Raw genomic sequence first — 13,412 nt, 5'->3', positions numbered from 1 at the left:
GGACTACTCGCTTCTCTGAGGCGTGACGCGGGGAGCGATCGTCTCTTCTTCGATGAACTGGGCGCCGAGGATCTCGCGGACGACGGCCTCGCCGTAGCGAGACCCGGCGGGGATGCCCCGGCGGGGGTCGCCTGCTGCCGCGCGGCGCTGACTGGCGCTGGGGCCCTGCGCCGGCGCGGGCGTCGTGGGGGCTGGCCCCGCGGCGGGTGCGGCGGACGACGGCGCAGCCGGGGCGACGTCGGCCGGCGGCGGGGTCGCGTCGACCGTGGGGGCGCCGCCAGGGGGCTCCTCCGTGATGAACTCGGGCTCGTCGGGCTCGGGCGGGGGCGTCTGCGGGATCGTCGCGACGTCCCACCCGGTGACGGGGCCCGCCGCCGGCCTCGCCTCGGCCCGGGCAGGCGCCGGTGCGAGAGGCATCTGCGGCTCTGCGGCCTGGGCGGGCGCGACGGGCGTCTCGACCGGGGCCGGCTCGTCGCGCGCCAGCGACTCGGTGGGAGCTGGCAACGGCTCGGCGGGGGCCGGCTCGGTGGGGGCCACGGCTGCGGCGGCCGCCGGAGCCGGCCCGTCGGCCGGGCCCTCGACGCGGGCGATGTACTTCACGCGGACGCCGAGCACCTGCTGGATGGCCCGGCGGAGGTACTCGCTCACGCCCTCGCCGGCACCCTGGGGCTTCTTGAACTCGTCGACGTCGTGCGCACTGGGGAAGGCCAGGGTGAGGACCTCGTCGGCGTAGCCCTGCACGGAGGCGGTGACGACCACCATCCAGGCGGTGCGACGGGCCTTCTCGACGGCCTCGACGATCTCGGGCCAGGCGTCACGCATCTGCTGCAGCGAGACCGGGCCGACAGGAGACGTCGAGCCTCCAGTGCCCGGGCCGGCGGCGGGCGGGACGGCGCCCTCGACCGCAGGCGTCTGCGCCCAGGCGGCCGAGTGGGCGGCAGTGGGCGGAGCAGGCTCGGTCGCCGCGGGCTCGGTCACAACGGGCTCGGACGCAGCGGGCTCAGGCGCAGCCGACGAGCTGGCGGCAGGCGCGACGGCACCCCACGCAGCCGACGCGGCGGCCGGGTCGGACGACGTCGACACGGCACTCGACGCCGCGGTCGCCTGCGCGGCGGTCGTCCCGCTGCCCCGGGCCGACGAGGCTCCGCCGGTCTGCTGACCAGCGGTGCCCGCCCCCTGGGCGGGAGCGGCGGACACGGCTGCCTGCGCGGGGCGCGCAGGGTGGACGGCGTCGCCCGCGGCACCGTCCACGCCGACGCGGCGCTCGAGCCGCTCGACGCGCGCGAGCGCGCCCCGCGTCGTCTCGTCGGCCTCGGGGACGAGCACGCGCGCGATCATCAGCTCGAGGTGGAGACGGGGCGACGTGGCGCCCGTCATGTCGGTGAGGGCTCGGTTGACCACGTCGGCCGAGCGGGACAGCTCCGCTGCGCCGAAGGCGTGGGACTGCTGCACGAGCCGGTCGAGCTCTTCGGGCGTGACGCCGCGCAGCACGGCGGAGGCGCCCTCGACGGTCGCGCCGACCACGATCAGGTCGCGGAGCCGCTCGAGCAGGTCCTCGACGAAGCGTCGCGGATCCTGACCCGTCTGGACGACGCGGTCGACGGCGGCGAAGGCCGCGGCGCCGTCGCGCTGCCCCAGGGCGACGACGACGTCGTCGAGGAGCGCGGCGTGCGTGTAGCCGAGCAGCGCGACCGCGCGCTCGTACTCGATGCCGCCGCTCTCGCTGCCGGCCATGAGCTGGTCCAGCAGCGACAGCGTGTCGCGCACCGAGCCGCCGCCCGCGCGGACCACCAGCGGCAGGACGCCCGGGGCCGCCGCGACGCTCTCGCTCTCGGTCAGCTGCTGCACGTACTCGAGCATCTGGGCGGGCGGCACGAGCCGGAACGGGTAGTGGTGGGTACGGGACCTGATCGTGCCGATCACCTTGTCGGGCTCGGTCGTCGCGAAGATGAACTTGACGTGCTCCGGCGGCTCTTCCACGACCTTGAGCAGCGCGTTGAAGCCCTGCGGCGTGACCATGTGGGCCTCGTCGAGGATGAAGATCTTGAACCGGTCGCGTGCGGGGGCGAACACGGCACGGTCGCGGATGTCGCGGGCGTCGTCGACGCCGTTGTGGCTGGCCGCGTCGATCTCGATGACGTCGAGCGAGCCGCCGCCGTCGCGTGCGAGCTCGACACACGAGTCGCACACGCCGCACGGGGTGTCGGTCGGGCCCTCGGCGCAGTTCAGGCAGCGCGCCAGGATGCGGGCCGACGTCGTCTTGCCGCAGCCCCGCGGGCCGCTGAACAGGTAGGCGTGGTTGACACGGTCGGCGCGCAGCGCCGTGCGGAGCGGATCGGTCACCTGCGACTGTCCGATCAGCTCGGCGAAGTTCTCTGGCCGGTAACGGCGATACAGGGCTGTGACCACGGGACAAGAGTAGTCGGGGCCACCGACGTCCGCGGCGGCGAGCGGTCGACCCGGCCCCCCATCGGGGGTGGGTCCGACTCTGGCGCAACCAGCGCCTCCTTGGTATCTTCGACCCACCGGACGAGCCTCACCAGCTCGTGCCGAGCCGCCTCACCAGCGGCGACGCACACGTCGCGACCCACCCTCGCGGCACACCGGTCAGGATCAGGATCAGGAGACACCCGCATGTCTGCAGCCACGGCGTCCTCGCGCGCCCACCGCCTCTCCGTCTCGGGCAAGGTCAGGGCAGTGCTCGCCCTCGGCACCGTGCTCGGGCTCGGGACCGTCGCGACGCTCGCGGCGTTCACCGACACCGTGACCGCGACCGGCAGCTTCAGCACGGGCACGCTCGACCTCAAGCTGAACGACCAGGACGTCACGACGGCCCTCACCGGCCTCACGATGACGGCGGCGAAGCCGGGCGACCAGACGTACGCGCTCCTCACGGTGCGGAACGCCGGCAACCTGCCCTTCAACTACGCGTACACGACGACGAGCACCACCGGCACCGACCCGCAGCTCCTCGCCGCGGCGCTGAACTACGGCGTCGCGAGCCTCGGCACGAGCGCGTTCGGCGTCGGCACCCCGCCGACGTGCAGCAGCGCCACGTTCACGGGCGCGACCACGGTCGTCACGCCCGCCACGACCAAGCTCAGCGCCGGCCCCGCGACCGCCGCTCCCCGCGCGCTGCCCGCCGGCCAGGTCGAGTACCTGTGCGTCCGTGCCGAGGTGCCCTCGACCGCGGACAACACGGTGCAGGGCAAGTCCGTGACGGCGACCATGACGGTGACCGCCACCCAGCAGTAACCGCCCGCAGCTCTCCCAGCTCCCGCCTCCCAGGGCGGGCGTCCCGAGGCCCCCGCCACCTGTGGCGGACGCGGCCCGGACACGGGAACGGCGGAGTCCGGCGTCGGGTGCCCGACTCCGCCGTTCCCCCCACGGACCACCTGCCCGACGCACGACGAGGGGAGCCACTCATGGCGTCCTCCCCCGGACGCGCGCGGCACGACCGGCCGCCGGTCGACCACGCCCGGCGCAACGCCCGGGCGCGCTTCCTCGCGCGCGAGGTCGTGCTCTGGGTCGGGGCGCTGACCGGTGTGGTCTGCCTGACGGCCGCCGCCCTGGCCGTCTTCGCGGGCGTCACTCCCCTGATCTTCCGCTCGGGCTCGATGTCGCCGGACATCCCCACGGGTGCGCTCGCGCTCGCGCAGACCGTGCCTGCGGCCGAGGTGGCCGTGGGCGACGTCGTGAGCGTGCCGCGTGCGGACGGCGTCCGCGTCACCCACCGCGTGGTCGAGACGGACGACGCGGGCGGCGCCTCCCGGTCGCTCGTCCTCAAGGGCGACGCGAACCCGGTGACCGACCCCGACCCGGTCGTCGTCGCGGAGGCCGACAGGGTCTTCTGGTCGACGCCGCGGCTCGGCGAGTGGGTCGACCAGGCGATGGCCCCCGGCTGGGTGTTCGTCGTCGGGACGCTCTTCGGCATGCTCGCCATGATCGGGTTCCGTCGCCCGCGCGCGGAGGAGCTGGCCGCGACCGCACACGACCCCGCGCACGCCGACGACAGCAGAGCCGAGGAGGCGCGCGTCCGCCGCGAGGACGGGCCGCGTCACGCGGCCGGCCGGCACCGCACCTCCGGCGCCGGCACCGCCGTCGTCTCGGGCGTCGTCGTGCTCGCCCTGGCCGCCGCGCTGGCCGCAGCGCCCCCCGAGCCCACCCTCGCCGCCTTCGCGGACCGCACGACGGCGACGGCCACGACGAGCACGGGGACCCTGGTGAGGGCGACGACGATCGGCTGCAGCGGCGGCGGCCTCCTCGCGGGCCCCGTGCTGACGTGGGACGTGCCGACGCCGCTCCCCACAGGCGGTGTCGCGCCGCCGTCGTGGAACGTCTACAGGACCGGAGTGGCGCAGCCCGTCGCCACGGTGACCACCAACAGCTATCAAGTGCCGCTGGAGATCCTCGGCGTGAGCACGACGACCTATCGCGTCCAGGGCACGGCCGGCACGGGCACGTCGCCGTGGGTGTCGCCGCTCTCGGGAGGCCGCACCGTCAACTACGGCCTGCTCGGGGCGATCTGCGGCGCCGCCTCCTGACCCCGCCCGCCACGCCTGTCGCGCGGCCCCGTCCCATCTCCCGGACCCGCGGAACCCGCGCGCACCCCGCCGCGCGCCCGAGGGTCCGCGCGACTCCCGAGGGTCTCGACGCTCGGCGCGATCCGCTGCAGCGGCGCACCATCTCGGGAACGCGACCGGCCAGTCCCGTCCGCACCCCAGGTCACGCGGCGCCGCAGCGCCGCGAGGGCAGCGCCGCGTTAAAAAGTGGAGACCCCTCACGCACCCGCCAGAGCCCGGTTGCCCTTGCTGCGTTTCCGCCCTGGGGGAGTTGGCCTGGATGGCGCCACGTGAGGAGCCTCGAGAAGTTTAGCGGCTCCTGAGCGACTCGCGCGACACGGGGTGTTCCCTGGGTGCATGAGAATCGTCATCGCCGGAGGACACGGCAAGATCGCCCAGCTCCTCGAACGCCGACTCGCCGACGCCGGGCACGACCCGGTGGGCATCGTCCGCAACCCCGACCACACGTCCGACCTGGAGGCGGCGGGTGCCCGCGCGCTCGTCCTCGACCTGGAGCAGACCGACGTCGAGACCCTCGCGGGCCACCTCGACGGTGCCGACGCCGTGGTCTTCGCGGCCGGCGGCGGAGGCGGCAGCGGCGCGGAGCGCAAGCTCACGATCGACCGTGACGGTGCGATCCTGCTCGCCGACGCGGCGGAGAAGGCGGGCGTCGCCCGCTACGTGATGGTCTCGGCCATCGGCACGGACGCCTTCGACCCCGAGAAGGCGCAGCTGCCCGCCGAGGACGACGACGCCGTCTACCAGGTGTACATGCGCGCGAAGAGCGAGGCCGACGCCGACCTGCGCGCCCGTGACGGCCTCGACTGGACCGTCGTGCGCCCCGGCGGCCTCACCGACGACCCCGGCACCGGCCAGGTCACCGTGGGCCAGACGGTCGAGCGGGGCACGGTCTCCCGCGCCGACGTGGCGGAGGTGATCGCCACCGCGATCATCGAGGGCACGGCCGTGAAGACGCAGTTCGAGCTGGTCTCGGGCGAGACGCCCGTGTCGGACGCGCTCGCCACCATCAAGTACTGAGGTCAGGGCAGGCGCTTGCCTGTCGCACACGAGAGAGGCCCCGGAGGCGCGACGTGCGCCTCCGGGGCCTCTCTCGCCTCGAGGGGGTCGGCGCGGGGCCGCCGCTCCCCCGGACGGGACTGTGCTCAGCGGAGCGCGGCGGCCTGCCGGGCGATCTCGAGCTCCTCGTTCGTGGGGACGACGAGCACCTCGACGGCCGCGCCCTCGGGCGAGATGCGACGGGCGTCGCGGGAGGCCAGCTCGTTGCGGTCGTCGTCGACCCGGATGCCGAGGAACTCGAGCCCGGCCAGGGTCCGGCGGCGGAGCAGTGCGTTGTTCTCGCCGACGCCGGCGGTGAACACGACGGCGTCCAGGCCGCCGAGCTGGGCGACGTACGCGCCGACGTAGTGACGGATGCGGTGGCGGTAGACGGCCAGCGCCGACTCGGACACGGCGTCGCCGCGGGAGGCGCTGTCCTGCACGTCGCGCATGTCGCCGCTGCCGGTGAGGCCGAGCAGGCCGCTGCCCTTGTTGAGCAGGGTCTCGAGCTCGTCGAAGTCGAGGCCCGCCTCACGGTGCAGGTGGAACACCGCCGCAGGGTCGATGTCGCCCGAGCGCGTGCCCATGACGAGCCCCTCGAGGGGCGTCATGCCCATGCTCGTCTCGATCGAGCGACCGCCGTCGATCGCCGCGGCGGAGGCGCCGTTGCCGAGGTGCAGGACGATGATCTTGAGCTCGGCGAGCGGCCGGCCGAGGAACTCGGCGGTCTTCTCGGAGACGTACTTGTGCGAGGTGCCGTGGAACCCGAACCGGCGCACGTGGTGCTTCTCGGCGAGCTCCGCGTCGATGGCGTAGGTGTAGGCGGCGGGAGCCAGCGTCTGGTGGAACGCCGTGTCGAACACCGCCACGTGGGGCACGTCGGCGAACGCCTCCTTCGCGGCCCTGATGCCCTGCAGGTTGGCCGGGTTGTGCAGCGGCGCCAGCGCGGAGAGACGGTCGATCGCCTTCTCGACCTCATCGGTGACGAGGGTGGCACGGTCGAAGTCCACTCCCCCGTGCACGACGCGGTGGCCGACAGCCGTGGGCGGGTGCTCGTCGAACGAGGGGCCCTGCGCGGCGAAGGCAGCCATCATCGCCTCGAAGCCGGCCGCGTGGTCGGCGATAGCCTGCGAGTCGTTGCTGCTCTCGTCGCCGGTGAGGTGGTTGCGGTGCCGGGTCTCGCCCACCGCCTCCCCGATCCGCTCGACGAGCCCCGACGCGAGCGTCGTCTCGTCGTCGAGCTCGATCAGCTGGTACTTGAACGACGACGAGCCGGAGTTGACGACGAGGACTGCGCTCACGGGGTGTTCCCTTCGATGGTGGTGGCGGCCTGCTCGGTGCCGGCCTGGATCGCCGTGATGGCCACCGTGTTGACGATGTCGCCGACGAGCGCGCCGCGCGAGAGGTCGTTGATCGGCTTGCGGAGCCCCTGGAGGATGGGCCCGATGGCGACCGCGCCGGCGCTCCGCTGGACGGCCTTGTACGTGTTGTTGCCCGTGTTCAGGTCGGGGAAGATGAACACCGTCGCGCGCCCCGCGACGTCCGAGTCGGGCATCTTCGCGGCGGCCACGACCGGGTCGGCCGCGGCGTCGTACTGGATCGGCCCCTCGACGAGCAGGTCGGGGCGGCGCTCGCGCACGAGCGCCGTCGCGGCCCGGACCTTCTCGACGTCGGCGCCGGAGCCGCTGTCGCCGGTGCTGTAGCTGAGCATGGCCACCCGCGGCTCGATGCCGAACTGCACGGCCGTCTCGGCGGACGAGATCGCGATGTCGGCGAGCTGCTCGGCGGTCGGGTCGGGGATGACGGCGCAGTCGCCGTAGACGAGCACGCGGTCGGCGAGCGCCATCAGGAACACGCTCGAGACGACGCCGACGCCCGGCACCGTCTTGATGACCTCGAACGCCGGACGGATCGTGTGGGCGGTCGTGTGCGCGGCCCCCGAGACCATCCCGTCGGCGAGCCCGAGCTTGACCATCATCGTGCCGAAGTACGAGACGTCGGTGACGGTGTCCATCGCCATGCTCGCGGAGATGCCCTTGTGGGCCCTGAGCTTCGCGTACTCGGCGGCGAACTGCACCTGCAGGCTGGCGTCGAAGGGGTCGAGGACGCGGGCGTCGGCGAGGTCGAGGCCGAGCTCGGCACCGCGCGCCCTGATCACGCCCTCGTCGCCGAGCAGGGTGAGGTCGGCGACGCCGCGCTGCAGCAGCGTCGACGCGGCACGGAGGATGCGGTCGTCCCCGCCCTCCGGCAGGACGATGTGCTTCTTGACGCTGCGGGCGCGCTCGAGCAGCTGGTGCTCGAACATCAGGGGCGTGACGACGCCGGAGGGGCTGACCTCGAGCAGGCGGAGCAGCTCGGCGCCGTCGACGTGCGTCTCGAACAGCGACAGCGCGAGGTCGTACTTGCGGGGCGAGTCGGCGGCGAGGCGCCCGCGGGTCTGGGTGATGGCGAGCGCGGTGTCGTAGGTGCCGAGCTCGCTCCTGGCGATCGGCAGCGTGCTGCCGAGGCCCTCGACCAGCCGGTCGACCTGCGGCGCGAGCTCGAAGCCGCCGTTCAGCACGACGGCCGCGAGCGACGGGAACGTCTCGGACGCGTGCGCGAGCACCGTCGCCACGAGCACGTCCGACCTGTCCCCCGGCACCACGACCACCGCGCCCTCGATCAGGCGGGGCAGCACGTTCTCCATCGACATGGCCGCGACGACGACGCCCTCCACCTCACGGTCGAGCAGGGCCTCGTCGCCGCGCACGAAGGCCGAGCCGGTCGCCTCGAGCACCGCGCGCACGGTGGGGGCCACGAGGAGGCGGTCCTCCGGCAGCGCCCAGACGGGCACGGCACCGGAGGGACTCGCGGCGAGCGCGTCGCCGATGCCGCGGACGACGTCGTCGAGGTGCTCGGGCTCGACCCGGTTCGCGACCACGGCGAGCAGGCTGGCGTGCTCGCTGCGCAGCTCGGCCGTCGTGACCTCGGCCACCTGGCGCATGTCGGCGCCGGTGCGCGGGGTGGTGCCGTCGGCGGCGCTGCGGCCGCCGAGCACGAGCAGCACGGGGGCGCCGAGGTTGGCGGCGACCCTGGCGTTGAACGAGAGCTCGGTGGGGCTGCCGACGTCGGTGTAGTCGGAGCCGATCACGACGACCGCGTCGCACTGCCGCTCGACGGCGGAGAACCGGCTGACCACGGCGGCGAGCGCCGCGTCCGGGTCGCGGTGCACGTCGTCGTAGGTGACGCCGACGCACTCGTCGTAGTCGAGGTCGACGCTGTCGTGGGCGAGCAGCAGCTCGAGCACGTAGTCGCGCTCGCGCGTCGACCGGGCCACGGGGCGGAACACCCCCACCCGGCCGACCTCGTGGCTCAGGGTGTCGAGCACGCCGAGGGCGATGGTCGACTTGCCGGTGTGGCCTTCTGCGGACGTGATGTAGATGCGGGTGGACACGTCGCCCAGCCTACGTCCGGCGGGCTCGGAGGCGCCGGGGAGGTCAGCGCGGCAGGCGCGGGCTGTCGGGGTTCAGCAGCGAGTGCCTGCGGCCGTAGCCGAAGTAGAGCGCGAGGCCGATCACCAGCCAGATCCCGAAGCGCAGCCAGGTCTCCCAGTGCAGCTGCGAGATCAGGAACCCGCTCGCGAGCACCCCGAACGCGGGCACAAAGGGCATGAACGGGAGGCGGAACGTGCGCGGCTCGTCGGGCTTGCGGTAGCGGAACACGATGACCGCGATGCAGACGACCACGAACGCGGCCAGGATGCCGATGTTCGTCAGGTCGGCGACGGCGCGGATCGGGAACACTCCGGCGAGCAGCGCGGACGCGACGCCCGCGATCCAGGTGACGCGCTGCGGGACGCCCTTGCGGTCGGTCCGTGCGAACCAGCCGGGCAGCAGGCCGTCGCGGCTCATCGAGAACCAGACGCGCGTGACGCCGAGCAGGAAGGTCAGCATGACGGTGAGGATCGAGATGACGGCGAACACCGAGATGATGGTCGCCACCACCGGCAGGCCCACGCTGCTGAAGGCCGAGGCGAAGCCCGCGGCCGGGTCGATCTCTCGGTAGTCCTGCATCCCGGTCAGCACGAGCGTCGCGGCGACGTAGAGGATCATCGCGATGATCAGCGACAGGATGATCGCCTTCGGCATGTGCTTCTTGCCGTCGACGCTCTCCTCGGCCGCGGTGCTCATCGCGTCGTAGCCGAAGACGGCGAAGAAGACGGTGGCCGCCCCGGTGAAGACCGGCCCGAAGCCGTTGGGCACGAACGGCGAGAAGTTCTCGACGCTCAGGTGGAACAGCCCGATGCCGATGATGAAGAGCACCAGCAGCACCTTGATGCCGACCGCGACGATCTCGAAGCGGCCGAAGGCCTTCGAGCCCCGGCTGAGGATGAACGTGACGACCAGGCAGACCACGATCGCGGGCAGGTTGACCACGCCGCCCTGCCCGGCGTCGGGCGTCGAGGCGATCGAGGCAGGGAGGTGCAGCCCGAGCCCCGAGAGGAACGCGTCGAAGTAGCCCGAGATGCCGATCGCGACGACGGCCACGATCGCGACGTACTCGAGCAGCAGGTCCCAGCCGATGAACCACCCGATGATCTCGCCGAGGGCGACGTAGCCGTAGGTGTAGGCGGAGCCGGCCCGCGGGATCATGCCCGCGAACTCGGCGTACGAGAGTGCCGCCGCGGCACTCGCGAGACCGGCGATCAAGAAGGAGAAGAGGACGGCCGGCCCGACGCCCGGGTTCGCGTCGTCGCCGTGGGCCACCAGCCCCGCCAGCGAGAAGATGCCGACGCCGATGATGCCGCCGACCCCGATGGCCGTGAGCTGCCAGAGGCCCAGGCTCTTGAAGAGGCCGCTGCCCCCGGCCTCGTCCTCGATCTGCTGCACGGGCTTCTTGCGGAGCAGCGAGCGGGATCCGTCACGTCGTGTGGTCACGAGTGCCTCCTGTGCGCACGCCGTCGTGCGCTGTCTGGCTGAGCGGCGCAGGCGCGCCGTGGCGATATGTTACCCCCGCGACGGCTCCCGGCGGGTCCCGATCATCCGGTCCCCGCGGCTGGACGGCTCAGGAGTAGTCGTGCTGCGCGACGCCGAGGGAGCGGTAGACGGCCTTGCCGTCTGCCGACGCGTCGGCGTCGAGCTCCCAGTTGACGTCGTCGCCGCCGTCGGCCGCGGGGCGGACGAGGCTCTTCTGCGGCTGGCCGCCGATCGACTCGAGCTGCTCGGTGCGGGCCTCCTGGCCGTCGTCGCCGAGGAAGGACGCGGTGTAGGTGTCGTCAGTCATGAGCCGAACCTACGCGGGCGTCCTCGGGTCGGACCGGCGCCTCCGACGGTTCACAGGGTCGGGCCCCTGGTGCGCCCGCGCCCCTCGTAGGATCGTCCCGTGATCATCCGCCCTGCTGCCGAGTCCGACCTGCCGGGGGTCCTCGAGATCCACGCCGATGCCGTCGCCCGCTCGACCGCGATCTGGACCGACGTCGAGCCCGACCTGCAGGGCCGCCGCGAGTGGCTCGCCGCCCACAGCCGCCCCGGCACGGCCGCGATCGTCGCCGTCGAGGGCGACGTCGTCGTCGGCTACGCGAGCTTCGGCCCGTTCCACGCCAAGGACGGCTACCGCCACACCGTCGAGAACAGCGTCTACGTGCGCGAGGGCCACCAGGGGGCCGGCATCGGCCGCAGCCTGCTGGAGGCGCTGGTCGCCGGGGCCACGGAGGCCGGCCACCACGTCATGGTCGCCCTCGTCGAGGCCGACAACGAGGGCTCGGTACGGCTGCACCGGTCGCTCGGCTTCGAGGACGCGGGGCTGCTGCGCGAGGTCGGCGTCAAGTTCGGCCGCTGGCTCGACCTGCGGTACATGACGCTGATGCTCGACGGGACCGCCGCCTCCTAGGCCCGCCCGGCTCCGCCACCGCCGCCGCCGCCGCCGCGCACGAGCTACCCCCCGAACCGGCACTACACCCCCGGAACCGAGGGTGTTCTGCCGGCCCAGGGGTGTAGCTCGCGGGCGCCGCGGTCAGTTGTCGAAACCGCGTCCTCTTCTCCGAACCTCCTTGACGAACTCGGCGCCGAGGCCCGCCCCGCAGATGAGGACAGGGGTGCCGACGACGAACACGCCGGAGGACAGCGCGGGGAGTGCGTTCGCGACGAGGAGCAGCGCCGCGAGGGCACAGACGACGGTCGCCACGTAGAGAGACCATGCGCGCATTAGAGAACTCCTATGTTCGTCGACGATCAGAACGGTGCTGAGGAGCGGCAACCAACTGTCGATCCCCAATTCTTGATCTCCCATTCCCGTTGGGACCCTCGGGACCCGCGTGCACCCTCGGGCGCGCGGGAGGGTGTCCGCGGGTTCGTGGGGTGCGGGCGGCGCCGCACGGGCGCTGACGCACGAACGGCCCTCCCGGAGGGAAGGGCCGTTCTCGTGCGGAGGATAGGGGATTCGAACCCCTGAGGGCTTGCACCCAACACGCTTTCCAAGCGTGCGCCATAGGCCACTAGGCGAATCCTCCAGGGCGGGCGACAGCATCACTGGCGCACGACCTCGTCCATGGTAGCGGACGGCACGGGGTCCCGTGGACGCACGCGGCACGCGACGCCCCCGACGTAGCATCGTCGGATGGACTCCCGCGCCTCCGCCCGCGTCGACAGCTGGCTGTGGGCCGTCCGCGTCTACAAGACGCGCTCCGCGGCGACGGCGGGCTGCCGTGCCGGGCACGTGCGGGTGAACGGCGAGCGGGTCAAGGCGTCGCAGTCGGTCCGGCCCGGCGACGAGGTCAGGGTGCGCGTGGCCGGGTTCGACCGGATCCTCGTGGTGCGCACGTGCCTCGTCAAGCGGGTGGGCGCCTCCGTCGCGGCCGAGGCGATGACCGACTTGACGCCGCCTTCTCCCCCGCGCGAGGAGACGGCCGTGGTGGCGGTCCGCGACCGGGGCGCCGGTCGGCCGACGAAGCGCGAGCGGCGCGACCTCGAGAAGCTCCGCGACCGCTGACGAGACCGTCGGGCCGAGGCCGGCTCGCCGCCCCTTTCGCGGACCGGACAGAGCGGTCCGACCCAGGTGCCGCCTCCCTTATGATCGGTGCCACGGCAGGCCGTCGGGACGACGGCCGTCCTCTCTGAGGGGGGAGGCAGCCGCGGGCCGAGGGGGCTGGGATGGTGACTGGCGTCGCGCGCGACGACTTCGAGGTGATCGCCGTGCCCCGGCGCACGATCGCCCGGACCGCCGTGCTCACCGCCGTCCTCAGCCTCGTGCCCGTCCTCGGGGCCCTCCTCTGGCTGACCTGGCCGACCGGCCGCTGGCCGGCCGTGCTGTGGGTCGCCGACGTCGCGGTCGTCGCGGGCCTGCTCATGTACTGGCGCTTCAGGGTCTCGTACGCCGGCGTCAGCAAGACCGAGTTCTTCAAGCGCGGGTGGCTGCCGGGCAGCGTGCGGCTCCCCCGCGACGCCGTCGCGACCGTGCTCGTCGCACGCACCTACCGAGGCGCCTCGACCGAGACGGTGCCCCAGCTGATCGCCCTCGGCCACGACGGCGAGGTGCTCTTCCGCATGCGGGGCGGCTACTGGCCCGACGAGGCGATCACGGCCGTCACCGACGCGCTCGGCAGCGCCGTCACGACAGTCTCACGGCCGATGTCCGGGCCCGAGTTCTACCGCACCTGGCCCGAGAGCCGCTCGTGGTACGAGGGTCGCCGGTGGCTGAGCACCGGGCTGGTGGTGGTCGCCTTCGCCGTCGCGACGGGCCTGCTCGCGCTCGTCTGGCACGCCTTCACGGGCTGATCCCTGCCCGGCCGCGCTGAGCCCTGCTGGCACCAGCGCCGCC

At 73.2% G+C, this 13,412-nt stretch carries 12 protein-coding genes, 1 tRNA gene and 1 other RNA gene; 6 read left to right on the top strand and 8 right to left on the bottom strand.

Translation table 11 applies throughout. The features are described 5' to 3' along the window. Positions 1-3: 3 nt before the first annotated feature. Positions 4-2,409: a DNA polymerase III subunit gamma and tau gene (locus JOE35_RS05905; protein ID WP_209560298.1), complete on the bottom strand. Its 2,406-nt coding sequence runs from the start codon at positions 2,407-2,409 to the stop codon at positions 4-6. A 225-nt stretch (positions 2,410-2,634) separates the two neighbouring features. On the opposite strand from JOE35_RS05905, the gene JOE35_RS05900 reads away from it, so the two are divergent. Both JOE35_RS05900 and JOE35_RS05895 read left to right on the top strand, forming a co-directional pair. Then, positions 2,635-3,255, top strand: coding sequence for a TasA family protein (locus JOE35_RS05900; protein WP_209560297.1), 621 nt, complete (start codon positions 2,635-2,637; stop codon positions 3,253-3,255). Positions 3,256-3,425: 170 nt separating this feature from the next. Next, positions 3,426-4,544, top strand: coding sequence for a signal peptidase I (locus tag JOE35_RS05895; protein WP_209560296.1), 1,119 nt, complete (start codon positions 3,426-3,428; stop codon positions 4,542-4,544). A 224-nt stretch (positions 4,545-4,768) separates the two neighbouring features. On the opposite strand, the gene ffs is transcribed toward JOE35_RS05895, so the two are convergent. Beyond that, an RNA gene (gene ffs / locus JOE35_RS05890) (signal recognition particle sRNA small type) lies at positions 4,769-4,865 on the bottom strand. Positions 4,866-4,919: 54 nt separating this feature from the next. Between ffs and JOE35_RS05885 the strand changes: the two genes are divergently transcribed. Next, the gene (locus JOE35_RS05885; RefSeq protein WP_209560295.1) at positions 4,920-5,600 is read left to right on the top strand and encodes an SDR family oxidoreductase; all 681 of its coding nucleotides are present in this window, start codon (positions 4,920-4,922) and stop codon (positions 5,598-5,600) included. Between the two features lie 125 nt (positions 5,601-5,725). On the opposite strand, the gene JOE35_RS05880 is transcribed toward JOE35_RS05885, so the two are convergent. From JOE35_RS05880 to JOE35_RS05865, 4 genes are all read right to left on the bottom strand, one after another. Then, the gene (locus JOE35_RS05880; protein ID WP_209560294.1) at positions 5,726-6,919 is read right to left on the bottom strand and encodes an acetate/propionate family kinase; all 1,194 of its coding nucleotides are present in this window, start codon (positions 6,917-6,919) and stop codon (positions 5,726-5,728) included. Then, positions 6,916-9,051, bottom strand: coding sequence for a phosphate acetyltransferase (pta, locus tag JOE35_RS05875; protein WP_209560293.1), 2,136 nt, complete (start codon positions 9,049-9,051; stop codon positions 6,916-6,918). Before pta ends, JOE35_RS05880 begins: the two co-directional genes overlap by 4 nt. A gap of 43 nt (positions 9,052-9,094) precedes the next feature. Further along, on the bottom strand, positions 9,095-10,534 hold the full coding sequence (locus tag JOE35_RS05870; protein ID WP_209560292.1) for an amino acid permease: 1,440 nt from the start codon (positions 10,532-10,534) through the stop codon (positions 9,095-9,097). A 127-nt stretch (positions 10,535-10,661) separates the two neighbouring features. Continuing rightward, positions 10,662-10,880 carry a hypothetical protein gene (locus tag JOE35_RS05865; protein ID WP_209560291.1) on the bottom strand — a complete coding sequence of 73 codons (219 nt, stop codon included), beginning with the start codon at positions 10,878-10,880 and terminating at the stop codon, positions 10,662-10,664. Positions 10,881-10,979: 99 nt separating this feature from the next. Here JOE35_RS05865 and JOE35_RS05860 point away from each other — a divergent pair, with 99 nt between their 5' ends. Further along, a complete protein-coding gene (locus tag JOE35_RS05860) occupies positions 10,980-11,486 on the top strand; it encodes a GNAT family N-acetyltransferase (protein WP_209560290.1) in 507 nt (168 codons plus the stop codon). Positions 11,487-11,609: 123 nt separating this feature from the next. Here the strand turns inward: JOE35_RS05860 and JOE35_RS05855 are convergent, their stop codons facing one another. Next, positions 11,610-11,801 carry a hypothetical protein gene (locus tag JOE35_RS05855; protein WP_209560289.1) on the bottom strand — a complete coding sequence of 64 codons (192 nt, stop codon included), beginning with the start codon at positions 11,799-11,801 and terminating at the stop codon, positions 11,610-11,612. 219 nt (positions 11,802-12,020) lie between these two features. Beyond that, positions 12,021-12,105: transfer RNA gene (locus JOE35_RS05850), tRNA-Ser, on the bottom strand. A gap of 107 nt (positions 12,106-12,212) precedes the next feature. Between JOE35_RS05850 and JOE35_RS05845 the strand changes: the two genes are divergently transcribed. Both JOE35_RS05845 and JOE35_RS05840 read left to right on the top strand, forming a co-directional pair. After that, positions 12,213-12,584 carry an RNA-binding S4 domain-containing protein gene (locus JOE35_RS05845; protein WP_209560288.1) on the top strand — a complete coding sequence of 124 codons (372 nt, stop codon included), beginning with the start codon at positions 12,213-12,215 and terminating at the stop codon, positions 12,582-12,584. A 161-nt stretch (positions 12,585-12,745) separates the two neighbouring features. Continuing rightward, positions 12,746-13,369, top strand: coding sequence for a hypothetical protein (locus JOE35_RS05840; protein ID WP_209560287.1), 624 nt, complete (start codon positions 12,746-12,748; stop codon positions 13,367-13,369). The last annotated feature ends 43 nt before the right edge of the window (positions 13,370-13,412 follow it).

The sequence above is a fragment of the Frigoribacterium sp. PvP032 genome (genome assembly GCF_017833035.1).
Lineage (GTDB): Bacteria > Actinomycetota > Actinomycetes > Actinomycetales > Microbacteriaceae > Frigoribacterium.
This window is presented reverse-complemented; position numbering and strand designations above follow the sequence as displayed.